This window comes from Streptomyces sp. JK94 (assembly GCF_053613315.1).
This window is the reverse complement of the sequence record NZ_JBSICH010000024.1, coordinates 113950-135765: the sequence shown is the minus strand read 5'-3', so window position 1 is coordinate 135765 and position 21816 is coordinate 113950. Positions and strand designations below refer to the sequence as shown.

The following is a 21816-nucleotide window of genomic DNA, read 5'->3' as shown; positions in this document are numbered from 1 at the left end:
GTCCCTCAGCCCGCCTTCCGTGTGGACGCGGCCGTCTTCCTGCTCCGGCCGCGGGAGGACGCAGCGCCGCGGGAGGGACCGGACGCGGCCTTCTTGGCGGTGCTCTTCTTGGCCGCGCTGCTCCTGGCGGTGCTCTTCGCCTCGGTGCTCTTCCTGGCCGCGCTGCTCTTCGCCTCGGTGCTCTTCTTGGCCGCGCTCTTCTTGGCGGTGCTTTTCGCCGTGGTGCTCTTCGCGGCGGCGCTCCTGCCGGCAGCGCTCCCGCCGGCGGCACTCCCGGCGGCGGCACTCCCGGCGGCGGTGTTCTTCGCGGTGCTCTTCACCTCGGTGCTCTTCACCTCGGTGCTCTTACCGGCGGTGCTCTTGTCGGCGGCGCTCTTGTCGGCGGGGCTCTTCGCCGCAGTGCTCTTCGCTTCGGTCTTCGTGGCCACGCTCTTCGCCTCGGTGCTCCTACCGGCGGCGCTCTTGCCTGCGGGGCCCGACTTCGCGGCGGTCTTCGTCGCCGGGCTCTTCCTGGTGGCGGACTGTGTCCCGCCGGTTCTCCGCGCGGTGCTCCGCCGCGCGGAGTCCTTCCCGGCCGTACCCGCCCCGGCCTCACTCGTCCCCGCCGTCCCGGCCTTCCCCGTGCCGCCGTCCGCGGCACCGCCCGCGCCGTCGCCACCCGGGGCCTTCGTCCCGTCCCGCAGCACCTGCGCCGCCTCCGCCTCCGGCGACTCCTGCGACCGTGGCCGCGTCAGCCACGCCACCGCAGCCCCCGTGGCCGCCACCGGCCACTCCACCAACCCGGCGATGCCCAGCACCCCGGCCCCCGTGTACACGAGCGCCCGCCGCCCTCGCGGCGACACGGCCCCGATCCTGTCCAACGTGCCCTCGGCGGCCCTGCCGACCGTCCCGGCACCCGGCACCTTCCGCAGCGCCGACGCGGCCGCGTGCAACGGCCTCGGGAGCGTCTGCGCCGAATTCTGCTCAGCCATGGCTGTTCGTCCTCGCCTGTGCAAGCTCGTGCAAGCTGTGGAATCCCTGGGAACCTCACCTTCCGCACATTTGCGGGTTCCCGCACTTCGGGCGCTTCACCCCGACGAAGCCGTCCCGCGCTCCGGAGCGAGGACCTGCGGCCTCTCCAGCCCTTGCCGAAATCCCCGTCGGCCGGCACGCAGGTCACCAACCGGCGTCCGGCGGCACGCGCGTGGGGCCGGCCGGGGCGGTCCTGCAGGGCCGGGGCCCGGCGCCGATGACACCGGCGGGTCTGCTGAGCCTGCGCCTGCCGCCCACGGTCGGCTCTCACCCCGACGGACTCACCCCGACGGACTCACCCCGACGGGCCCGCCCACGGGCCGTCGGGCACCACCGCGGGCCCAGCGACGACAACGCCCACCCTCCGGCCGACCGGGTCGGCGAAAGGTGGGCGAAGGCCGGAGTACCGGGGGGCGAGCCCCCTGGTACCCCCACGACGGGAAACGTCAGCAGCCGACCAGCCGCGACGCCAGGTACCCCTCGATCTGGTCCAGCGACACTCGCTCCTGCTTCATGGTGTCCCGCTCCCGCACGGTCACCGCGTTGTCCTCCAGCGTGTCGAAGTCGACGGTGACGCAGAACGGCGTCCCGATCTCGTCCTGGCGGCGGTAACGCCGCCCGATCGCACCGGCGTCGTCGAAGTCGATGTTCCAGTTCTGCCGCAGCGCCTGGGCGAGCCCCTTGGCCTTGGGCGACAGCTCCGGGTTGCGGGACAGCGGCAGCACCGCGACCTTCACCGGGGACAGCCGCGGGTCGAGGCGCAGCACGGTGCGCTTCTCCAGCTTGCCCTTGGCGTTCGGGGCCTCGTCCTCGACGTACGCGTCGAGGAGGAAGGCCAGCATCGCCCGGCCGACACCGGCCGCCGGCTCGATGACGTACGGCGTCCAGCGCTCCTGGGCCTCCTGGTCGTAGTAGGAGAGGTCCTGGCCGGAGGCCTTCGCGTGCGAGGAGAGGTCGTAGTCGGTCCGGTTGGCGACGCCCTCCAGCTCACCCCACTCGCTGCCGCCGAACTGGAAGCGGTACTCGATGTCGGCGGTGCGCTTCGAGTAGTGGGAGAGCTTCTCGGCCGGGTGCTCGTACCACCGCATGTTCTCCTCGCGCATGCCGAGGCCGGTGTACCAGTTCCAGCGCTGCTCCATCCAGTACTCCTGCCACTTCTCGTCCTCGCCCGGCTTGACGAAGAACTCCATCTCCATCTGCTCGAACTCGCGGGTGCGGAAGATGAAGTTGCCGGGCGTGATCTCGTTGCGGAAGGACTTGCCCATCTGGGCGATGCCGAACGGCGGCTTCCGGCGCGAAGTGGTCTGCACCTGGGCGAAGTTGGTGAAAATGCCCTGCGCGGTCTCGGGCCGCAGGTAGGCGACGGAGCCGCTGTCCTGGGTGGGGCCGAGGTGGGTGGAGAGCAGGCCGGAGAACTGCTTGGGCTCGGTGAAGGTGCCCTTGTTGCCGCAGTTGGGGCAGTTGAGGTCGGCGAGGCCGTTCTCCGGGGCCTTGCCCTTCTTCTCCTCGTAGGCCTCTTCCAAGTGGTCCGCGCGGAACCGCTTGTGGCAGGAGGTGCACTCGGTCAGCGGGTCCGTGAAGGTGGCGACGTGGCCGGAGGCCACCCAGACCTCCGGGGCCAGAATGACGGACGAGTCGAGACCGACGACGTCCTCGCGCGAGGTGACCATGTAGCGCCACCACTGGCGCTTGAGGTTCTCCTTGAGCTCGACACCCAGCGGTCCGTAGTCCCAGGCGGCGCGCTGACCGCCGTAGATCTCACTGCAGGGGAAAACGAAGCCACGGCGCTTGCTCAGGCTGACGATGGTGTCGATCTTGTCGGCGGCCACGGTGCTCTCTTCATTACGACGACGGGCGACGAAGCGAGATGCTTCCAGAGAATGCCTCAGGTTACCGGCGCGGGCCGCCCCCCGGCCAAATCGGGGGCCCGCAGACGCTTTGTTGACAACGGTTTCCATATTTGTTGAAAATGAGTGTCATGAACGTACGACGACGCCACATATCCGGCATAGCAGTCACCGCGGCCGCCGCGCTCGGTCTCGGGACCCTCTCCGCCTGCTCCGGCGACAGCTCGGCGGCGGGCAACGCAGGCAACACGGACAAGTTCGACGTCGTCGCGTCGTTCTACCCCATGGCCTTCCTCGCCGAGCAGATCGGCGGCGACCACGTCAGCGTGACCAGTCTGACCCAGCCCGGCCAGGAGCCGCACGACCTGGAGATCAGCGCCAAGCAGCGGGCGCAGCTCGAGGAGACGGACGCCGCGCTCTTCCTCAAGGGACTGCAGCCCTCCGTCGACGAGGCCATCACCCAGTCCGGGGCCACGACGAAGATCGACGCGGCGACGCTGACCACGCTGGAGGTGCACGGCACCGAGGTCGACGGCCACGCGGAGGAGGAGCACGCGGAGGAGGAGCACGCGGACGAGCACGCCGAGGAGGAGCACGCCGAGGAGGACGGGCACGACCACACCGCGGAAGGCGGCGCGGACCCCCACATCTGGCTCGACCCGGTCAAGTACGCCGAGGTCGCCGAGGGCGTCGGCAAGGCCTTCGAAAAGGCCGACCCCGACCACGCCGCCGACTACAAGAAGAACACCGAGGCCCTGGTCGAGAAGCTCGGCAGCCTGAACACGAAGTTCGAGACCGGGCTGAAGGACACGAAGACCAAGACCTTCATCACCACGCACGCCGCCTTCGGCTACCTCGCCGAGCGCTACGGCCTGACCGAGGAGGCCATCAACGGCCTCGACCCCGAGTCCGAGCCCAGCGCCGCCCGGGTCAAGGAGCTGGCGGAGACGGCCAAGGCCGACGGCGTCTCCACCATCTTCTACGAGACACTGGTCAGCGACGAGACCGCGCAGACGGTCGCCAAGGACGCGGGCCTGAAGACCGACGTCCTCGACCCGGTCGAGGGCATCACCGACCAGTCCCGCGGCGACGACTACTTCCAGGTCATGGAAGCCAACCTCACGGCCCTGCAGACGGCCCTGAACGCCAAGTGACCGACCGACCGACCCACCGGAGGACGGCATGACCGAGCCCGTCATATCCCTGCGCGGCGTCCGCGCCGAACTCGGCTCACGCCCCGTCCTGCGCGGCATCGACCTCACCGTCCCCCGCGGTGAGGTCGTCGCGCTGCTCGGCGCCAACGGCTCGGGCAAGTCGACGGCCGTGCGGTCGGTCATCGGCCAGGTGCCGGTCACGGCCGGGGAGATCGAGGTGTTCGGCACCCCCAGGCGCCGTTTCCGCGACTGGGCGCGCGTGGGCTACGTCCCGCAGCGCACCACGGCCGCGGGCGGCGTCCCCGCCACGGTGACCGAGATCGTCTCCTCGGGCCGGCTCTCCCGGGCCCGCTTCGGCATCCTGCGCAAGGCCGACCACGAGGCCGTACGCCGGGCCCTCGGCATGGTCGGCATGGCGGACCGGGCCGGGGACTCGGTGAACGCCCTCTCCGGCGGCCAGCACCAGCGGGTGCTGATCGCCCGCGCGCTCGCCGCCGAACCCGAGTTGCTGATCATGGACGAGCCTATGGCGGGCGTCGACCTGGCCAGCCAGGAGGTCCTGGCCGACACCCTGCGCACGCAGGTCGCGGCCGGCGCCACCGTCCTCCTCGTCCTGCACGAGCTGGGCCCCCTGGAGCCCCTGATCGACCGGGCGGTGGTGCTCCGCGACGGCTGCGTCCTGCACGACGGCCCGCCGCCCGAGGCGGTCGGCCAGCACGCGCTGCCCGGCCACGACCACGTACACCCGCACGCACCGGCGGGCGCCGAACCGATCCGCACGGGACTGCTGAGCTGATGGAACTCCTGAACTACGCCTTCATGCAGCGGGCGCTGCTGGCGGCCGTCCTGGTCGGCATCACCGCCCCCGCCGTCGGCATCTACCTGGTCCAGCGCCGCCAGGCCCTCATGGGCGACGGCATCGGCCACGTGGCGATGACCGGCGTCGGCCTCGGCTTCCTGCTCACCTGGTCCCCGGTGTGGATGGCCACCCTGGTGTCCGTGCTCGGCGCGGTCCTCATGGAGCTGATCCGCTGGTACGGCAGGACCCGCGGCGACATCGCCCTCGCCATGCTCTTCTACGGCGGCATGGCCGGCGGTGTGATGTTCATCAACCTCGCGCCCACGGGCTCCAACGCCAACCTCACCTCGTACCTCTTCGGCTCCCTGTCGACGGTCTCCGAGTCGGACGTCACCGCGATCTGCCTGCTGGCGTCCTTCGTGGTCCTCGTCACCCTCGGCCTGCGCCGTCAGTTGTTCGCGGTCAGCCAGGACGAGGAGTTCGCCCGGGTCACCGGCCTCCCGGTCCGCGCCCTGAACCTGCTGACGGCCGTCACCGCCGCCGTCACGGTCACCGTCGCCATGCGCGTCGTCGGACTCCTGCTGGTGTCGGCGCTGATGGTGGTCCCGGTGGCCGCCGCCCAGCAGCTCACCCGCAGCTTCGCCGCCACCTTCGCCGTCGCCGTGGCCATCGGCGTCAGCGTGACGATCGGCGGCACGGTCACCTCGTACTACCAGGACGTGCCGCCCGGCGCGACCATCGTGCTGCTCACCATCGGCGCGTTCCTCCTGCTGACCGCGCTGGCCGCCCCGCTGGCCCGGCGACGCGCGCGGACGGCCGCCGGGGCGGAGCCCGCCGCGGATCCGACGGAATGCAAGATTCCGGCCACCCGGGAGGCCGGCGACGGGATCGGTGTCTGACCGCCGCCCCGCCGGGCTGGCACAATGGCCCGGCAAGCCGCAGACGTGAGGAGGAACCGGTGACGACCGCTGGACCGCCCGTGAAGGGCCGTGCCACCCGGCAGCGGGCCGCCGTGTCGGCGGCCCTCCAGGAGGTCGAGGAGTTCCGCAGCGCGCAGGAACTCCACGACATGCTCAAGCACAAGGGCGACTCGGTCGGGCTCACCACGGTCTACCGCACCCTCCAGTCCCTCGCCGACGCCGGTGAGGTCGACGTCCTGCGCACCGCCGAGGGCGAGTCCGTCTACCGCCGCTGCTCCAGCGACGATCACCACCACCACCTGGTCTGCCGCACCTGCGGCAAGGCGGTCGAGGTGGAGGGCCCCGCGGTGGAGAAGTGGGCGGAGGCCATCGCGGCCGAGCACGGCTACGTCAACGTCGCGCACACGGTGGAGATCTTCGGCACCTGCGCGGACTGCGCGCGTGCCTCCGGCGGCTGAGCCGTCGGGCCCGGGGCCGTGCCCCGGACCCGTTCCGGCCCGACGGCCTCGTCCTCAGGCGCCGGACGGGCCGGAGGAGTCCGGCCGGCCCTCCATGGCGAGGAGTTCCTCGTTGGGGATCGCCCCGCCGAACCGCCGGTCCCGCGACGCGAACTCCAGGCAGGCCCGCCACAGGTCGCGCCGGTCGAAGTCCGGCCACAGCACGTCCTGGAAGACCATCTCGGCGTACGCGCTCTGCCACAGCAGGTAGTTCGATGTCCGCTGCTCGCCGCTCGGCCGCAGGAAGAGATCCACGTCCGGCATGTCCGGGTAGTAGAGGTACTTGGCGAGCGTCTTCTCGTTGACCTTCGACGGGTCGAGCCGCCCGGCCCGCACGTCCTCGGCGAGGGCCTGCGCGGCGTCGGCGATCTCGGCCCGCCCGCCGTAGTTCATGCAGAAGTACAGGGTGAGCCGGTCGTTGTCCTTGGTCTGCTCCTGGGCGACCTGGAGTTCCTTGGCGACGGACTTCCACAGCTTGGGCATCCGTCCCACCCAGCGCACGCGGATGCCCAGTTCGTCGAGCTGGTCGCGGGTCTTGCGGATGAAGTCCCGGTTGAAGTTCATCAGGAAGCGCACCTCGTCCGGGGACCGCTTCCAGTTCTCGGTGGAGAAGGCGTACAGGGAGATGTTCCGCACGCCCATCTCGATCGCGCCCTGGAGCACGTCCAGCACCCGCTCGGCGCCGACCTTGTGCCCCTCGGTGCGCGGCAGGCCGCGCTCCTTGGCCCAGCGTCCGTTGCCGTCCATGACGATCGCCACGTGCTCCGGCACCAGCTCGCCGAGCTTCGGCGGCCGTGCGCCGGACGGGTGCGGCTCAGGCGTCCTGTACTCCCGGCGCTGACGCCCCAGAATCCCGCGTACGGCCATGTCAGTGTTCTCCTACTTCTCGACGTACCGCAGGGAGCGCAGTCCCCGCTCCAGGTGCCAGTGCAGGTAGGCGGAGACCAGTCCGCTCCCCTCCCGGACGTACCGCGGCTCGGCCGCGTCCGCCGTGCCCCAGTCTCCCGCAAGCAGCGCGCCCAGCAGTTCCAGGGCCTGCGGCGAGGGTACGACGCTGCCGGGTACCCGGCAGTCGGGGCAGACGGTGCCGCCCGAACCGACCGAGAAGAACCGGTTCGGTCCGGGCATGCCGCACTTCGCGCAGTCCCCGAAGGTCGGGGCGTACCCGTTCACCGCCAGGGAGCGCAGCAGGAACGCGTCGAGGACGAGGTTCGGCGCGTGCTCGCCCCGGGCGAGGGTCCGCAGCGCACCGACGAGCAGCAGGTACTGCTGCACCGCCGGCTCGCCCTCGTGGTCGGTGAACCGCTCGGCCGTCTCCAGCATGGCGGTCCCCGCGGTGTACCGCGCGTAGTCGGTGACGATCCCGCCGCCGTAGGGCGCGATGGTCTCGCTCTGCGTGCACAGCGGCAGCCCGCGCCCGACCAGCTCGCTGCCCTTGGAGAAGAACTGCACGTCCACGTGCGAGAACGGCTCCAGCCGCGCCCCGAACTTCGACTTCGTCCGCCGCACCCCGCGTGCCACGGCGCGTACGCGTCCGTGACCGCGTGTGAGCAGGGTGATGATCCGGTCCGCCTCACCCAGCTTCTGGGTGCGCAGCACGATGCCGTCGTCGCGGAACAGACTCATGCGGACCATTCTCGCGCATGCTTCAAGGCACCTCGCCACGGCTTCGGGCGTTGGTGTACGCCGTCGCCGCGCTGAGCCGCTCGGACGGGGTGGCGTGGCGTACGTCACCCGGCTCGGCGTCCCACTCCCGGCCCCCGCCGTACGGCCGCATCTGGACGTACGGCCCCTCGTGCCCCATGACGACACCGACCCGTCCGCTGCGGATGTCGACGGCGTGGGCCCCCACCGGCGGAGCCGTCATCGCAGCACCGCCGCGAGCCGCCGCGCGGTCTCGACGGAACACCGGCCCAATTCCACGAGCGGGCAGGGCGCCTCTCGCGCAAGACTCACCGGGTCTAGCCCGAGTGACGGGAGAGTAATTCCGGCCTCCGCGAGCGCCTCGCGCAATTCTTTCACCGTGTCCTCCGCTTCTCCGACGCAGAGCGCCGAGTGTGGTGCCTTCACCGTGCTCCCCTTCCCTTTCCGGTTTCACTCTTCGCACCCCCAGAATGCCGCGCCGTCACTACACTCGGCAGGAGTATGCGCACTACAAGTGGGGTTCAGTACACGGGGGTTGGTTATGGCCAACGGTTCACGGCAGGCTGTGTGGGAGTTCTTCGGGACGGAACTCAAACGTCGGCGCGAGGACGCGGGAATCACCCAAGTCGAGCTGGGCGCCCGGGTATTCGTCTCCGGGGGTTACATCGGACAGTTCGAACAGGCAATTCGGAAGCCGCAGCTTGATGTGGCGCAGCGGATCGACGGGGTACTGCAAACCGACGGTATCTTCGAGCGGCTGTGCCGGAAGCTGATTGACGATCCGAGGTACGCGGATTACTTCGCGGGCGTGGTGGAGCTGGAGCGACTGGCCACACGGATCTGCGAGTTCGCGCCGACGGTCGTCCCGGGCCTGCTCCAGACGAAGCAGTACGCGCACGCGGTCACGATCGCCGCCAACCCGTTCAAGTCCGACGCCTACGTCGACGAGATCGTGACCGCCCGCCTGGAACGGTCGCTGATCCTCGACGACGCTGCACGGCCCGAGTATTGGGTGACTCTGCACGAGAACGTGCTGCGCATCCCGGTCGGCGGCCCGCAGGCGATGGCGGCCCAGCTGGAGCACATCGCGCGGCTGACGCACGAGCGCACGGCGTTGGTGACGGTGCTGCCGTACGCGGCGGGGGCACACGCGGTCATGGGCGCGATGTTGCAGCTCATGGAGTTCGAGGACGCTCCCCAAGTCGCCTATACAGAGACGTCGTTTTCGGGAACGCTGGTGGACGAACCGGCCGTGGTGAAGCGGGCGCAGCGCGCATACGATCTGCTCAGGGTCGCCACGCTGTCGCCGGAGGCGTCCCTGGCCCTGATCGAATCGGCGGCGGAGGACTTCAGACGATGCGCGAGTACGACCTGAGCAACGCCCGCTGGACGAAGAGCAGCTACAGCAACGGCGAGGGTGGCAGCTGCATCGAGGTCGCTGACGGGGTCCCCGGTGTCGTGCCGGTCCGGGACAGCAAGGTGGCTGCCGGACCGGTGATCGTCGTGGGGTCGGCGGCCTGGACGGAGTTCGTACGAACCGTTGGGGCCGCCCGCTTCCTTGCCAGTGTCGTGCCTCCGCGACCCGAGTAAAGGGCGCTGCGCGTCGCCTTCGGCGATCGGCCTGCGGCCGACCCTTGACTCGGCCCGCTGCACCACGGGTCAGAAGCGAGCGAGCGGCCCGGAAAAGTGGTGGCCCAGGCACGCCGGTCCCTCACGCCGGCTGCACGCCCACCCGGCACACGGGAGCGCGCCAGCCCCGGTGGCGGCACGCCACGCCGTCTCGGCGGCCACCCCCGGACGGGCCCCACGCCACGACCCCGGGTCCGGGTCCGGACCACCCCCTGAAAATGGATGACACTTCAGCCCAATGTGTCATCCATTTTCCAGACCACCCCCGCCCCCCACCCGAAATCCACGCAATTCAGTCCCCACCTACCACCCACCTACGACCACCCACCACCCACTCACCACCGCTCGCCGCCGAACCCACGTGGCGTGCTGGCGAGACGCGGACGCGCCCCCGCACGCCGGACGCGTACGCAGCCGACGGAAGGGACCGGCGCACCCGGGCCCCCCGTTCTCCCCCGGCCGCCCGCACGCTTCTCACCCGTGCTGGAGCGAGCCGAGTCAAGGGGGGCCCGCAGGGCCATCGGCGCAGCCGACGCGACCGCAGGGAGCGCCCTTTACTCGGCTCGCGGAAGCACGACACTGGCCAAGAAGCGGGCGGCCCCACGGCCACCTGACAACGCCGCTGCTCAAGAACGACCGCGACGGCCCCGTGTCCATGCTGACGGGCGCCAGTCCCCCGCCCCGGGCGGCGCCCGGCCGCGCCTGCTCCCCGGCGAGTGCCGGCGAGTACCGGCGAGTACCGGCGGGTACCGGCCCGCGGCGGCGGTGCGCGGTCAGGCCCGGTCGACCATCCAGTTGCCGTCCTGCTCGGCGTCGACCCGCACCTCCAGCTCGCGCAGTCCCATGCCCGCGTCCCAGAGTTCCCTGAAGCGCTTGAGCCGGTCGCGCACGTAGTCCGGGCGCGCGGTGAGGCGGGTCCTGACGTTGACGTCGCGCAGGTCCTGCTCGATCTCGAAGGACACCTCCTCGTCGTAGAGGATGAAGTCGTTGGTGGTGCCGCGCTGGAGGTGCGGGGGCAGCTCGGGCAGGACGGCCGCGCGTACGTCGATACGCCGCAGTTCCTGCTCCTCGCACAGCCGCAGCAGCCGGTCGTCGAGTTCGCGCGCGCTCTCCAGCAGGAACAGCCGGCGTACCGTCACGCCCTGCTCGTCGATCGCCTCCTGCTGGGCGTCGAGGTAGCGGCCCGCGGGCTCGCTGCTCCAGAACGTGCGGTCGACGGAGGTGCTGGTGGCGCAGATGGAGTGCTCGGCGGCGCGGGTGAGGGTGAGCATCCAGTCGTGGTTCTCACCGGGGCACTCGGCGCTCTGGTTGGTGAGGTCCGCCATGTGACCGACCACCCGGGTCATCTCCAGGTGGACGAAGGTGTGCAGGATCGAGGGGCCCGGCAGCAGGGCGTCGGCGAAGCCCTTGGCCAGGTCGGGCACGCTGTCGATGCGGGCCCGGTCCAGCGGCGGGTAGGACTCCGCGGCCCGGTGGTCCACCTGCGCCACATGGGTCTCGACCAGCTGCTTCACGTCCTCGGTGTGCCGGGTCAGGCCGGTCCGCAGCTCGTCGTCGTACCGGGTCAGTCCGTCCCGTACGGCGGCGGTGTTCTCGGCCAGCGCGTTCTCCACCCGGCGGGTGTGCTCCTCCAGCCGTGCGGGACCCGGGCGGGGTGCCAGCCGGAGGACGTACTGGACGGCCGTTGCGGCGCCGGCGCAGAGCACGGCGGCCGTGAACTGCCGCAGCGTGCCGTCCTCCGGGCTCAGCAGCGCCGTGACGCTCCAGAAGAGGGCGCCGACGACCAGGGCGACCAGCAGCATGCGCGCCCATGGTGACTCCCCTCTCGGATCGGCCGGGCCCCGTGTGCGGGCCGTGTCGTCGGGTCGGGGTGACTGTGCCGTGCTCATCTCGCTTCTCCCCCCGTTGGGATACGCGTCGGATCGGGGCGGGGACGTGCGTGGGAGGCACCGGCCCGGGTCAGGGGACCGACTCCGCCTCCCGGTGGGCTGAGGGAATGGCGTGCAGGGTGAGCTGGTCGCGGATGCGCTGCACCAGGGCCTGCCACTGGCGGGTGAAACCGGGCCGCTCCTCGAGCGGGTCCCACAGCGGGGCCAGGTCCCCGGCCACCCGGGCTCGGGGCATCCACAGGTGGAGCAGGTGGTCGACGGCCGGGCGCAGCGCCCTGACGACGGCGCCGGCGTCCTCGGCGGCCCGCCCGCCCAGCCGGATGCCGTCGAGCAGGCGGACCACGGTGGTGAGCAGCCAGTCGTGCAGGGCGAGGTCGTCGCAGAGCACCGCGAGATCGGCGACGGCGGTGCCCTCGGGCACCCGCAGGCGTACGGTGCGCAGTTCGTCCTCGGCGAGGGTGAAGCGCTCGATGGACGGGCCGTCGCCCGGCTCCGCGGGCAGGGCCGTCCAGCGCAGGCGGGTCGGGCGGGACCGGAAGGGCGGACGCTGGTCGAGCAGGGGGTGGCGCAGCAGCCGGGTGAGGAGCCCGCCGGCGATCAGCCCGACGTCGAGGTCGCCGTGCCGTCCGCCGTCGAGGACGCCCTGCGCGACGGCCGCGTGGGGCAGTTTCCCGAGCGGCTCGACCACGCCGGGCCGTACCAGGTACTCGCCCCACGGCCGCCGCTGGCCGGGGCCCGTCGCCGGGGCCTGGAAGCGGGCGGAGGCCTGTAGCAGGCGCCCCTCGGTGAGCGCGGCGCGTGCGGCGACGGTGCCGATCGCGCGGACGCGGGCGCCGTTGGCGCTGGGCAGCGGGCAGTCGACGCCGGTGAGGGTGTCGGGGGAACGCGCGTAGAGGTTCGGGCGCTCGGAGAGCAGGACCCGTTCGTCGGCGCGCAGGGCCAGGAGCTGGGCGGCGGAGCGGATGTCGAGGGCCTGCCGGGCGGGCAGCAGGCAGGTGCGGACCTCACCGCAGGCGAGGACGGCGCGGGGGGCGCTCGGCCGCGGCGCCACGTCAGGGCCCCGCGTAGTAGACGTAGGAGATCCGGTCGGCGACCGAGTCGGGGACGGGTGTGTCCTCCCGCCCGGAGCGTTCGGCGACCTGCTCCAGCGCTCCCGGGTCGACCTCGGTCTGGTCGAGGATCACGCGGACCGCGTGTTCGACGGGCAGGAACCGGGTGGGCAGCACCGAGCAGGTCCGGTAGGCGGCGAAGGGGGCGGCGCGGTCGTCGAGCCGGATGAGGGAGGGCAGTTCGTCCCAGTCGTCCGGGAAGCCGGTGCCGGTGTGCGGCTGGGGGACGAGGACGGCCTCGCCCTCGTTGCGCAGCAGGCCGAGGCGGGCGAGCTGCCACACGGCGGCGAGGAAGGGGCAGGACCAGGTGCGGTGCCCGTCGGGGTCGTCGCTCCACAGCTCGACGTCGAGGAAGACGGAGTGGCGGCGGGCGGCGGTCTCCTTCGGCGGCTGCCAGGCGGTGGCGCGCTTCATCGCCTGCGGGGCGCGGGCCACGGGGCTGCGCTCGCCGTTGGCCAGCCAGCCGGTCTGCGCGGCGGGGGGCCGCAGGCCGTGGCTGCCGGGAGGCGGCGACTCGACGATGCGGCCGGCCACCGCCTCGGCGACGGGCACCGTGCCGGTGACGGCGCAGCCGGACTCGCGGGCGAGGTAGTCGACGCTCAGCCCGGCCCGTTCGGCCTCCGCGAGCAGCATGGGCACGACGTCGGCGGGGGTGGAGAAGCGGGTGAAGTAGTCGTCGATCAGGAAGCAGGTGCTGATCCGGGGGCGCCTGCCGCCGGTGCGGGCGGTGGCGGCGGCGCGGGCCGCCTCCGCCCAGGGGCGTACTTCGGTGAAGTGCCGGCGCAGGCGTCCGGGCCCGGCCTCGAAGTCCTCCATGTAGAGGTGGCCCAGCTCCAGGGAGAGGTGGGACAGCGGCACCGACTGGGTGCGCGGTTCGGCGGCGGTCTCGCGGAACACCGCTCCGGTCATGGCCGCCCCCAGTGCGCGTCGTCGGTGAGGCGCCGGGCGATCTCCTCCAGCGCCTCCAGGGTCTCCTTGTTGGCGATCTGGGTGGAAAGCACGTCCTCCTCGGTGATCAGCTGCTCGCGCCACTGGAGTATGGGCTCCAGCGGTACGACGCCGAGGACCACGCTGTCGCCGATGCGCTGCTCGGCGGCGAGCCGGCGCAGCGCCTCGTCGCAGGCCTGCATCCAGGCGGCCTGGGCGGGTGAGCCCAGGGACCACAGCGGCGACTCGGGATCGGGTACGGCGGCCCGCACGAAGCGGATCGCGGCCCGCAGACCGTCCTCGTCGTGCCCGCGTGCGACGCCCTCGCCGATGATGCCGTGGGCCGCGTGGACCAGCCCGGAGGCGGCGATCACGTGCTGCCGGGTCCAGCGGTGGAAGACGAGCCAGCGGAAGGCGACGTTGCGCATCCGGGGGTGGGCGGTGGCCGCGAGGACCATGTCGACGGCGTAGCTGCGGCCGGCGCTGAGGTCGACGACGGTGATGTCGAACTCGCCGTTCAGCCGCAGCAGCAGGTCGATGCACCGCTCCAGGGCTTCCTCGCCGATGGCGAACTCGCCGCCGCCGACGTCGCCGGGGAACAGGACGAGCCGGCCGGACTGGTTGGGGCGGGCGCGCAGCAGCGGGTGCTCGGTCTGGCGCCAGACGTCGATCCTGGCCGGCTCGGCCGTCTCGCCGTCCAGGTAGGAGTGCAGGCCGCGCTCCTCGGTGCCGCGCATCGCGCCGGGCACGTCGAAGACGGCGGCGGCGGTGGGCGAGCCGAAGTCGAAGTCCACGTAGGCCACGTGGTCGCCGGTGAGGGCGCGTTGGTAGGCCAGGTTGGCGCTGGTCACCGAGCGTCCGGTGCCCCCTTTGTCGGAGGCGGCGAAGACGAGCACGCTCACACCTCCTGCGCGGCGGCTCCCCTGGCCTGGGCCAGGGTGTCGAGTTCCCGCAGGACCGGGAGGGCCAGGGCGAAGGCGGTGGCGGGCCGTTCGTCGACCAGGGTGCGGGCGTGGTCGAGGCGGCTCTCGATGCTCCGCATGGCCCGGGCCCGGCTGCCGTCGACGGCGGCGGAGGCCTCCAGCTGCTCCTTGCCGAACAGGTGGGTGGCCTCGCTGAGCAGTTCGCGGGCCAGCCCGGCGAGTCCGGGGCTGCGGATGGGCTGCTGTTCGTAGAGGTTGCGGGCGGCGACGAGGCACTCGGTGACGCGTTCGGTGATGCTCCAGGACATGCGCAGTCCGACGTCGCGCGCGTCGGGGTAGACGGACCGGACGTTGTCCCAGAGGCCGACGCCTTCCTCGTCGCCGATGCGCCGGGCCCACAAGTGTTCGAAGGCCTGCTCGGCCAGGCGCAGCAGCCGGTCCTGGGCGCCGATGTTCCGCGACAGGGTGGCGAGCTGGACGATCCGCTTGAGGAGCTGGGCGGAGTAGTCGGTCATCCGCCACAGGAGCACTCCGCCGGAGCGCTCGGACCCGGCGAGCGGCATGGTGACGCCGGGGGTGTGCAGTCGGATGGTGGGGTCGTCCTTGGTCATCCGGCTGGTGACCCGGCCCCGGTCGGCGAGGCGCTCCATGATGGCGACGGTGCGGGTGAGGTCGTCGTCGGTCGCCTTCCGGCGGACCAGGTCGTGGACGAGGATGGCCGCGACGGTCAGGGAGAAGTACTCGGATTCCAGGCGCAGGCCGGTGGTCTGCCAGGGCAGGTCCTCCAGGGGCCAGCGTTCGGCACCGAAGCGGGCGATCGCGGACCAGTACTGCTGGCTGAGTTCCCAGCGCAGCCGCAGGGCCTCGGCGAGCTTCTGCTGGTCGGCGTCGAGCAGGCCGAGGGTGAGGGTGCGGTCGGAGAACAGGTCCTGGATGCCGTCGAGGGCGACGACGGTGAAGTAGACGTAGGGCAACCGGTCGGCGATGCCGTCGGGCTGGCCGGGGACGGGGACGTCCAGGTCGGTGACGGTCGGTGCGTCCTTGACGACGCCCCAGGCCCAGCCGCACTCGAAGAGCTGGCTCTCGTCGCGGATGCCCTCGTCGACCTGGATGCCGCGGGTGAGGCTCTCGATGATGGTGGCGCGCAGGGGGCGTAACTTGCGGGAGAACTGCTGGAGGACGGCCCGGTCGGACTGCCTGCCCTGTCCGACGACCTGGATCAGCCGCTCGCCCTGTTCGGACTCGGCGTCGAAGACGTTGACGGTGAAGGAGCGCAGCAGGCTGACCATGGCGGCGGTCAGCCGGGCGTTCGTGGCGTTTCTCAGCTCGGCGATCGCCCTGAGCACCTCGGGGCGGGTCGTGGTGCCCTCGTAGATCTTGAGGAAGCCGAGGGTGGCGAGGCAGAGCGTGACGGACATGGAGTAGGAGTCGACCACGCCCAGCCGGCTCTGTTCGGGGGTGATCTGGCCGCCGGGGCCGGCGGGCCGGAAGTAGTGGCCGCCGGCGAAGGTGGGGCTGTCGTCCGCGTCGGTGTGGGTGCGCATGAACTGGGTCAGCGCGGTGATCAGGTTGGGCGGGATCTCCAGCCGGCTGCCGAGCCGGTCGAGGGCGCGCAGGACGTCACGTTCGGTGGTGTCGGGCTGGTCGAGGCGGAAGGCGGGGACCTCGGTGGCCGGATAGAGCAGGCAGAGCAGGCGTTCGGCGTCGGCGACGCAGCTCAGCCCGTCGGTGTCCCCCCGGACGAGCTTCCCGTCCTCGAACGAATGACGGGCCATGGCCTGCCAGATCTCCAGCATGTGCTGGCGTGGCTTGATCTGCATCCCCGCACCCCTTGTACAGATCTCGTTGCGCTGTGTTCAGCATGGTCCCCGTTCTCAGGGGGGGGCAACCTCCGAATTGCGCCGCCCCAGGGCGAGGAGGATTCCCTCGTGTCCCGGGCGCACCACGTGGTGCAGATCGTGGATTTCCAGCTCCCCGGTGAACGGTTCCAGGCTCTCCCTGACCCGGTCCTCGTTCACCCGGCAGGCCGGGTAGTCGTGTGCGCCGACGCGGTAGCCGACGGACTCCTTCATGAACGCGGCGGCGAACGGAGCGCCCTCTGCGAGGGCGTTCATGAAGCACCGCACACCGCGCTGGAACTCGTCGGGGCACTCGGACATCGAGTCGGCGACGAAGAACATGGTCCCGATGTCCCAGCGCCGGTGTCCGTCGAGGTCGAACAGGTTGCCCCGCTCCACCCGGACGATCTCGCCGCACCGGCTCCTCGGTTCGACCGCGGCGTAGGCCGGGGCCTGGCGGAGTTCCTCCCAGAACGCGTCCCACGCCGTGTCGTACCCCCCGGAGGAGACCTGCCTCTCCAGGTACGCGACATTCGGACGCGCGAATTCCAGCAGGAGTACCTTTTCGCACCAGGGGAGCATGGAGAGCGCGGGATAGAGATTCGCGCCGGCACCGACGTCGACGCCCCGCACGGAATCCGGGACGCCCCGGGAGAAGCAGCGGGTGAAGTAGTCGCGCAGCAACCGGACGATGCGCAGGTCCACTTCGAGCGGTGTCCGGTAGTTGTTGTCGACGTACACCTCTGGATCGAACTGTGACCAGGGTGCGTCGGCATTGCGATCCATAGTCACCCTGCCGCGTTCCATTCGATTCCGGACAAGCCCCAATGATGTGCACGGTAAACGACCGGGGCACGCGGAGACAGCTGGGAACTCGCCACTTCCCATCCGCCGGGCGCACGTCGGGCGCACAGCGGCACACCCGAATTCGCCCTTGCACAGGGGAAGTTGGACGCTCACTCTAGCCAGAAGGAGTAACCGGACGCCACACGAAGGCTCATTCCTTCGGGTCGCCGCCCCGGTGCCGCCGAGTTGACGTCCGCACGTCCCGACTGGGGGTTGCATGACCGCCGAACCGCTGGAACGTTCCCTGGACCACCACGACCGGCTCACGGAACCCGACCCGGACGCCCCGCCCCTGATCCTGCGCACGGCGCGGGAGGCCGACCTGCCCGAACTGCGGCGGCTCGACGAGGAGGTCTTCCAGGAGGTGGCCTACCCCGGCTTCCTGCTGCGCCAGCTCTTCGACATGTACGAGGAGCACTTCCTGGTCCTCGACGACGGCACGGGCCGGCTGCGGGGCTACGTACTGGCCGCCACCAGGGCGCTCGGCGCGGACAGCTGGATACTCGGCCTGTGCGTGACCCCGGACCGCCGGCGCCACGGACTGGGCCGGGAGCTGATGACGGAGGTGCTGCACCGGCTGCGCCGGGACGGGACGGAGGTGGTCCGCCTCACCGTGGAACCCGCCAACCTCGCCGCCATCCTGCTCTACCGCTCGCTGGGCTTTCGCCCGGAGGAGCCGGACGGCGGGCTGCGCGCGGACTACTTCGGCCCGGGCATGCACCGCCAGATCATGCGCCTGGACCTGCCGGGTCCGGGAGAGCCGGCCGGCTAGGACGGTGTGCCCGCCGACTCCAGGAGGCGGCTCACGTCGTCGGAGCAGATGGTCAGGGCGGCGCCGACCGTGGCCAGCGCGTCGCGTTCGGCGGGGGTGTAGGGGCCGTCGGCCAGCGCGATGCGGGCGCCCTGGAGGAGGATCGACTCGCGGCCGACGGCGGCGAGGTGCGGGGCCAGCGGGTCCAGGGCCTCGTGGAGTTCTATGGCCAGCCCGGGCACGCAGGGCTCGCCGTGGACCCGGCCGGTGTCCGCCTCCAGCGCCTCGACCAGCGCGCCGAGCTGGTCCTCGGTGCAGTCCTCGAAGCCGGCCGCGCGCACCGCGGCGGCCGCCGTCTCCAGTGACGTGCGCGAGCAGGTCCCGCCGGCGGCCAGGACCGCGAGGGCGACGGTGTGGACGGCGTCGCGGAGCATCGCGCAGAAGCGGGTGGTGGTCGGGTGGTCGAGGACGTCGGTGCCGTAGTGGCGGCGGCAGGCCGCGCACTCGACCGTCGGTGCGGACTCGCCGCGCGGCAGCACGGGCACGCCGAGCAGCGTGAAGCGGCGGCGGCCGGTGAGCCGCTGGTAGTTGCGGTCGCCCCCGCAGCCCGGGCAGAAGAACTCGCCGTCCCCGACGGGCGTCCACGCGGTGCGCGTGCCCAGGAGGCGCGGCAGTCGGACAGCTCGGCCGTTTCGTTCCCGTCCAGGCAGCACGTCGCACCTCCGTAACGGCGCGACAGCATCGTCGCGCTGGCGTGATGTTAGCCACATCACCGACGTGGAGTCAGTACCCCGGAAGAGACCTTTCCGTGACCTGCACACGGAGATGGCCGGTATCCGACGGGGCCCCGCCCGCCGTTTTCCGGCGAGCGGGGCCCCAAACCACTGATTCGGCTGGTCAGCGAGCCGCGCGGTTGACGGCGGAGACGACCGCCTTCAGCGAGGCGCGTGTGGTGTTCGCGTCGATTCCGATGCCCCACAGCACCTTGTCGCCGATGGCGCACTCGATGTAGGAGGCGGCCTGCGCGGAGGCGCCCTCGCTCATCGTGTGCTCCTGGTAGTCCAGCAGGCGTACGTCGATGCCGACGCCCTGCAGCGCCTGGAAGAAGGCCGAGATCGGTCCGTTGCCGGTGCCGACCAGGGTGGTCTCCGCGCCGTCGACCGTGGCCTCGACGGTGAGGGTGTCGACGCCGTCGCGGTCGGTGGTGGTCTGCCCGTGGGCGACCTGGATGCGGCCCCAGGCGTTGTCCGGGTTGGGCAGGTACTCGTCCTGGAAGACGTCCCAGATGGCGGTGGGCGTGATCTCGCCGCCCTCGGCGTCCGTCTTCGCCTGGATGATCTTCGAGAACTCGATCTGCATCCGGCGCGGCAGGTCCAGCTTGTGGTCGTTCTTGAGGACGTAGGCGATGCCGCCCTTGCCGGACTGCGAGTTGACGCGGATGACCGCCTCGTAGGAGCGGCCGACGTCCTTGGGGTCGATGGGCAGGTAGGGGACGGCCCACTCGATGTCGTCGACGGTGACGCCCTGCGCGGCGGCGTCGGCCTCCATGGCGTCGAAGCCCTTCTTGATGGCGTCCTGGTGGGAGCCGGAGAAGGACGTGTAGACCAGGTCGCCCACGTACGGGTGGCGCGGGTGGACCTCCATCTGGTTGCAGTACTCCCACGTGCGGCGGATCTCGTCGATGTCGGAGAAGTCGATCTGCGGGTCGACGCCCTGCGAGAACAGGTTCATGCCCAGGGTGACCAGGTCGACGTTCCCGGTGCGCTCGCCCTGCCCGAACAGGCAGCCCTCGACGCGGTCGGCGCCGGCCATCAGCGCCAGTTCGGCCGCCGCCACCGCGGTACCGCGGTCGTTGTGCGGGTGGACGGACAGGCAGACGTGCTCGCGGCGGGACAGGTGGCGGCCCATCCACTCGAAGCGGTCGGCGTGCGTGGACGGCGTCGAACGCTCCACGGTGGCGGGCAGGTTGAGGATGATCTCGCGGCCGGGGCCGGGCCGGTAGGTGTCCATCACCGCCTCGCAGACCTCCAGGGCGAAGTCCAGCTCGGTGTCGGTGAAGATCTCGGGGCTGTACTGGTAGCCGAACTCCGTCTCGGGGCCCAGCAGCTTCTCGGCGTACTCCACGACCAGGCGGGTGCCGTCGACGGCGATCTGCTTGATGTCGTCCCGGGAGCCGCGGAAGACGACCCGGCGGAAGACCGGGGCGGTGGCGTTGTACAGGTGGACGGTGGCGCGCCGGGCGCCCTTCAGGGACTCCACCGTGCGCTCGATCAGGTCCTCGCGGGCCTGCGTCAGCACGGAGATCGTCACGTCGTCCGGGATGGCGTCCGGGTCCTCGATGATGGACCGTACGAAGTCGTAGTCGGTCTGGCCCGAGGCGGGGAACCCGACCTCGATCTCCTTGTAGCCCATCCTGACCAGCAGGTCGAACATCGCGCGCTTGCGGGCGGGCGACATGGGGTCGATCAGCGCCTGGTTGCCGTCGCGCAGGTCGGTGGAGAGCCAGCGGGGGGCGGTGGTGACGCGCTGCCCGGGCCAGGTGCGGTCGGGGAGGTCGACCTGCTCGTAACCGCGGTACTTGGCGGTCGGCATGGAACTGGGCTGCTGACGGTTGGCCATGTTGGCGTGGGCTCCTCGTGATGTCCGCGGTGTCCGCGTGTCCAGAGAGACGGCCGACGCGCACCACCAAGCTCCGCGGGGAGGGAGTCGGCCTCTACAGGCCCTCGCCGCGGCAGCTAAGGAGAAGCAGCCCGAAACGCATGATGCTCAGCACCTTAGCCGAGGCACGCCGGTCCCGCGGGTGTGTATCAGTATGCGGGACCACGGCGGGAAACGGGACAAAGAGTGCCGTATACCACTGACCGCCGGCCACCGGGGCGTCTTGGGCCCGCATTTCACCAATCATGGTTACCGGTGGTGACAGCCCGGTCACCCGGTGCGATGGTGCGGTTCATGACGACCCACGGGGGCTTCGAGCCCGTCTTCTGCACCATCGTGCCGCCCCACGTCCTCGACCGGCTCGCCCGGCACGAGGACCCGGTGCTCGCCGGACCCGCCCGCCGGACCCTCCAGCGCGACGCCTTCGAGCGCACCCACCGCTCGCTGACCACGGTCATCGGCGCCCCCGCCGTCGCCCCGCGCGCCGACGCCGAGCCCGGGAAGCCGCAGCGCACGGTCTTCGACGCGCGGCACGGCACCGACCTGCCGGGCAGGAAGGCGCGCGGCGAGGGCGAGGAGCCCGGCAAGGACGCCACCGTGAACCGGGCCTACGCGGGCCTCGGCGCCACCTTCGAGCACTTCCTGAAGGTGTACGGGCGCGACTCCGTCGACGGCGAGGGGCTGCCGCTGGACGCGACCGTGCACTACGACCGCGAGTACAACAACGCCTTCTGGAACGGCGAGCAGATGGTCTTCGGCGACGGGGACGGGGAGATCTTCCTCGACTTCACCATCCCCCTCGACGTCATCGGCCACGAGCTGACCCACGGCGTCGTCCAGCACACCGCCAACCTGACCTACTACGGCCAGCCCGGCGCCCTCAACGAGTCGGTGTCGGACGTCTTCGGCGCCCTCGTCAAGCAGTACTCGCTCGGCCAGACCGCCGCCGAGGCCGACTGGCTGATCGGCGCCGGGCTGCTCGCCCCGCGCGTCACGGGGGTGGCGCTGCGCTCCATGAAGGCCCCGGGCACGGCGTACGACGACGACGTCCTCGGCAAGGACCCGCAGCCGGCGACGATGGACGACTTCGTCCGCACCGGCCGCGACAACGGCGGCGTGCACATCAACTCCGGCATCCCCAACCACGCCTTCTACCTCGTCGCCACGGCGCTGGGCGGCCACGCCTGGGAGCGGGCCGGGCAGATCTGGTACGACGTGCTGACCGGCGGCGAGCTGGCGCAGGACGCGCTGTTCGCGGACTTCGCCGCGCTGACCGTCAAGGCGGCCCGGGAGCGGTACGGCGACGCGGCGGAGCTGGAGGCGGTGCGCAAGGGCTGGGAGCAGGTCGGGGTGCGCACGCTGTAGTTCCGTACT

At 71.4% G+C, this 21816-nt stretch carries 22 protein-coding genes; 8 read left to right on the top strand and 14 right to left on the bottom strand.

Annotation, left to right across the window (positions count from 1 at the left end):
- Window positions 1-5 precede the first annotated feature (5 nt).
- Window positions 6-971 (bottom strand): hypothetical protein, encoded by a 966-nt coding sequence (locus ACVV2G_RS21750; RefSeq protein ID WP_453844412.1) that lies wholly within the window; start codon window positions 969-971, stop codon window positions 6-8.
- Between the two features lie 486 nt (window positions 972-1457).
- Window positions 1458-2840 carry a glycine--tRNA ligase gene (locus tag ACVV2G_RS21745; protein WP_453844411.1) on the bottom strand — a complete coding sequence of 461 codons (1383 nt, stop codon included), beginning with the start codon at window positions 2838-2840 and terminating at the stop codon, window positions 1458-1460.
- 149 nt (window positions 2841-2989) lie between these two features.
- On the opposite strand from ACVV2G_RS21745, the gene ACVV2G_RS21740 reads away from it, so the two are divergent.
- Genes ACVV2G_RS21740 through ACVV2G_RS21725 form a run of 4 tightly spaced genes read left to right on the top strand, consistent with a single transcriptional unit; the run spans window position 2990 to window position 6189 of the window.
- The gene (locus tag ACVV2G_RS21740; protein ID WP_453844410.1) at window positions 2990-4012 is read left to right on the top strand and encodes a metal ABC transporter substrate-binding protein; all 1023 of its coding nucleotides are present in this window, start codon (window positions 2990-2992) and stop codon (window positions 4010-4012) included.
- Window positions 4013-4040: 28 nt separating this feature from the next.
- On the top strand, window positions 4041-4808 hold the full coding sequence (locus tag ACVV2G_RS21735) for a metal ABC transporter ATP-binding protein (protein WP_453844409.1): 768 nt from the start codon (window positions 4041-4043) through the stop codon (window positions 4806-4808).
- Window positions 4808-5710: a metal ABC transporter permease gene (locus tag ACVV2G_RS21730; RefSeq protein ID WP_453844408.1), complete on the top strand. Its 903-nt coding sequence runs from the start codon at window positions 4808-4810 to the stop codon at window positions 5708-5710. The genes ACVV2G_RS21735 and ACVV2G_RS21730 overlap by 1 nt, the downstream gene beginning before the upstream one ends.
- A 59-nt stretch (window positions 5711-5769) precedes the next feature.
- A complete protein-coding gene (locus ACVV2G_RS21725) occupies window positions 5770-6189 on the top strand; it encodes a Fur family transcriptional regulator (RefSeq protein WP_453844407.1) in 420 nt (139 codons plus the stop codon).
- A 54-nt stretch (window positions 6190-6243) separates the two neighbouring features.
- On the opposite strand, the gene ACVV2G_RS21720 is transcribed toward ACVV2G_RS21725, so the two are convergent.
- The 4 genes from ACVV2G_RS21720 to ACVV2G_RS21705 are packed head-to-tail and all read right to left on the bottom strand — an operon-like array spanning window position 6244 to window position 8298.
- Window positions 6244-7095 (bottom strand): isoprenyl transferase, encoded by an 852-nt coding sequence (locus ACVV2G_RS21720; RefSeq protein WP_453844406.1) that lies wholly within the window; start codon window positions 7093-7095, stop codon window positions 6244-6246.
- A 12-nt stretch (window positions 7096-7107) separates the two neighbouring features.
- Window positions 7108-7854, bottom strand: a complete 747-nt coding sequence (gene recO, locus ACVV2G_RS21715; protein WP_453844405.1) for a DNA repair protein RecO — start codon at window positions 7852-7854, stop codon at window positions 7108-7110.
- Window positions 7855-7876: 22 nt separating this feature from the next.
- Window positions 7877-8095 (bottom strand): hypothetical protein, encoded by a 219-nt coding sequence (locus ACVV2G_RS21710; protein ID WP_453844404.1) that lies wholly within the window; start codon window positions 8093-8095, stop codon window positions 7877-7879.
- The gene (locus ACVV2G_RS21705) at window positions 8092-8298 is read right to left on the bottom strand and encodes a hypothetical protein (protein WP_453844403.1); all 207 of its coding nucleotides are present in this window, start codon (window positions 8296-8298) and stop codon (window positions 8092-8094) included. Before ACVV2G_RS21705 ends, ACVV2G_RS21710 begins: the two co-directional genes overlap by 4 nt.
- Before the next feature lie 115 nt (window positions 8299-8413).
- Between ACVV2G_RS21705 and ACVV2G_RS21700 the strand changes: the two genes are divergently transcribed.
- Both ACVV2G_RS21700 and ACVV2G_RS21695 read left to right on the top strand, forming a co-directional pair.
- The gene (locus ACVV2G_RS21700) at window positions 8414-9247 is read left to right on the top strand and encodes a helix-turn-helix domain-containing protein (protein WP_453844402.1); all 834 of its coding nucleotides are present in this window, start codon (window positions 8414-8416) and stop codon (window positions 9245-9247) included.
- Window positions 9229-9462 carry a DUF397 domain-containing protein gene (locus ACVV2G_RS21695; RefSeq protein WP_453844401.1) on the top strand — a complete coding sequence of 78 codons (234 nt, stop codon included), beginning with the start codon at window positions 9229-9231 and terminating at the stop codon, window positions 9460-9462. Before ACVV2G_RS21700 ends, ACVV2G_RS21695 begins: the two co-directional genes overlap by 19 nt.
- 812 nt (window positions 9463-10274) lie before the next feature.
- Here ACVV2G_RS21695 and ACVV2G_RS21690 read toward each other — a convergent pair.
- The 6 genes from ACVV2G_RS21690 to ACVV2G_RS21665 form a co-directional block, all read right to left on the bottom strand.
- A complete protein-coding gene (locus ACVV2G_RS21690) occupies window positions 10275-11390 on the bottom strand; it encodes a hypothetical protein (RefSeq protein ID WP_453844400.1) in 1116 nt (371 codons plus the stop codon).
- A 70-nt stretch (window positions 11391-11460) separates the two neighbouring features.
- A complete protein-coding gene (locus tag ACVV2G_RS21685) occupies window positions 11461-12441 on the bottom strand; it encodes an SCO2521 family protein (protein ID WP_453844399.1) in 981 nt (326 codons plus the stop codon).
- 1 nt (window position 12442) lies between these two features.
- Complete coding sequence (locus tag ACVV2G_RS21680) at window positions 12443-13408, bottom strand: SCO2522 family protein (RefSeq protein ID WP_453844398.1); 966 nt, start codon at window positions 13406-13408, stop codon at window positions 12443-12445.
- Window positions 13405-14322, bottom strand: a complete 918-nt coding sequence (locus tag ACVV2G_RS21675) for an SCO2523 family variant P-loop protein (protein ID WP_453844455.1) — start codon at window positions 14320-14322, stop codon at window positions 13405-13407. The genes ACVV2G_RS21680 and ACVV2G_RS21675 overlap by 4 nt, the downstream gene beginning before the upstream one ends.
- Before the next feature lie 2 nt (window positions 14323-14324).
- A complete protein-coding gene (locus ACVV2G_RS21670) occupies window positions 14325-16169 on the bottom strand; it encodes an SCO2524 family protein (RefSeq protein WP_453844397.1) in 1845 nt (614 codons plus the stop codon).
- A gap of 54 nt (window positions 16170-16223) precedes the next feature.
- Complete coding sequence (locus tag ACVV2G_RS21665) at window positions 16224-16994, bottom strand: SCO2525 family SAM-dependent methyltransferase (protein WP_453844396.1); 771 nt, start codon at window positions 16992-16994, stop codon at window positions 16224-16226.
- A gap of 256 nt (window positions 16995-17250) precedes the next feature.
- On the opposite strand from ACVV2G_RS21665, the gene ACVV2G_RS21660 reads away from it, so the two are divergent.
- Window positions 17251-17805, top strand: coding sequence for a GNAT family N-acetyltransferase (locus ACVV2G_RS21660; protein ID WP_453844395.1), 555 nt, complete (start codon window positions 17251-17253; stop codon window positions 17803-17805).
- On the opposite strand, the gene ACVV2G_RS21655 is transcribed toward ACVV2G_RS21660, so the two are convergent.
- Together ACVV2G_RS21655 and leuA are read right to left on the bottom strand one after the other, a co-directional pair.
- Window positions 17802-18497: a TerB family tellurite resistance protein gene (locus tag ACVV2G_RS21655; protein ID WP_453844394.1), complete on the bottom strand. Its 696-nt coding sequence runs from the start codon at window positions 18495-18497 to the stop codon at window positions 17802-17804. The two genes, ACVV2G_RS21660 and ACVV2G_RS21655, sit on opposite strands and share 4 nt — an antisense overlap.
- Before the next feature lie 184 nt (window positions 18498-18681).
- Window positions 18682-20403: a 2-isopropylmalate synthase gene (gene leuA, locus ACVV2G_RS21650; RefSeq protein ID WP_453844393.1), complete on the bottom strand. Its 1722-nt coding sequence runs from the start codon at window positions 20401-20403 to the stop codon at window positions 18682-18684.
- A gap of 333 nt (window positions 20404-20736) precedes the next feature.
- On the opposite strand from leuA, the gene ACVV2G_RS21645 reads away from it, so the two are divergent.
- Window positions 20737-21807, top strand: coding sequence for a M4 family metallopeptidase (locus ACVV2G_RS21645; protein WP_453844392.1), 1071 nt, complete (start codon window positions 20737-20739; stop codon window positions 21805-21807).
- Window positions 21808-21816 lie beyond the last annotated feature (9 nt).

Coding starts and splice junctions, on each gene's coding strand:
- ACVV2G_RS21750 (WP_453844412.1), bottom strand. CDS start 971: ATGGCTGAGCAGAATTCGGCGCAGACGCTCCCGAGGCCGTTGCACGCG.
- ACVV2G_RS21720 (WP_453844406.1), bottom strand. CDS start 7,095: ATGGCCGTACGCGGGATTCTGGGGCGTCAGCGCCGGGAGTACAGGACG.
- ACVV2G_RS21700 (WP_453844402.1), top strand. CDS start 8,414: ATGGCCAACGGTTCACGGCAGGCTGTGTGGGAGTTCTTCGGGACGGAA.
- ACVV2G_RS21735 (WP_453844409.1), top strand. CDS start 4,041: ATGACCGAGCCCGTCATATCCCTGCGCGGCGTCCGCGCCGAACTCGGC.
- ACVV2G_RS21710 (WP_453844404.1), bottom strand. CDS start 8,095: ATGACGGCTCCGCCGGTGGGGGCCCACGCCGTCGACATCCGCAGCGGA.
- recO (WP_453844405.1), bottom strand. CDS start 7,854: ATGAGTCTGTTCCGCGACGACGGCATCGTGCTGCGCACCCAGAAGCTG.
- ACVV2G_RS21680 (WP_453844398.1), bottom strand. CDS start 13,408: ATGACCGGAGCGGTGTTCCGCGAGACCGCCGCCGAACCGCGCACCCAG.
- ACVV2G_RS21690 (WP_453844400.1), bottom strand. CDS start 11,390: ATGAGCACGGCACAGTCACCCCGACCCGACGACACGGCCCGCACACGG.
- ACVV2G_RS21670 (WP_453844397.1), bottom strand. CDS start 16,169: ATGCAGATCAAGCCACGCCAGCACATGCTGGAGATCTGGCAGGCCATG.
- ACVV2G_RS21665 (WP_453844396.1), bottom strand. CDS start 16,994: ATGGAACGCGGCAGGGTGACTATGGATCGCAATGCCGACGCACCCTGG.
- ACVV2G_RS21730 (WP_453844408.1), top strand. CDS start 4,808: ATGGAACTCCTGAACTACGCCTTCATGCAGCGGGCGCTGCTGGCGGCC.
- ACVV2G_RS21660 (WP_453844395.1), top strand. CDS start 17,251: ATGACCGCCGAACCGCTGGAACGTTCCCTGGACCACCACGACCGGCTC.
- leuA (WP_453844393.1), bottom strand. CDS start 20,403: ATGGCCAACCGTCAGCAGCCCAGTTCCATGCCGACCGCCAAGTACCGC.
- ACVV2G_RS21695 (WP_453844401.1), top strand. CDS start 9,229: ATGCGCGAGTACGACCTGAGCAACGCCCGCTGGACGAAGAGCAGCTAC.
- ACVV2G_RS21740 (WP_453844410.1), top strand. CDS start 2,990: ATGAACGTACGACGACGCCACATATCCGGCATAGCAGTCACCGCGGCC.
- ACVV2G_RS21645 (WP_453844392.1), top strand. CDS start 20,737: ATGACGACCCACGGGGGCTTCGAGCCCGTCTTCTGCACCATCGTGCCG.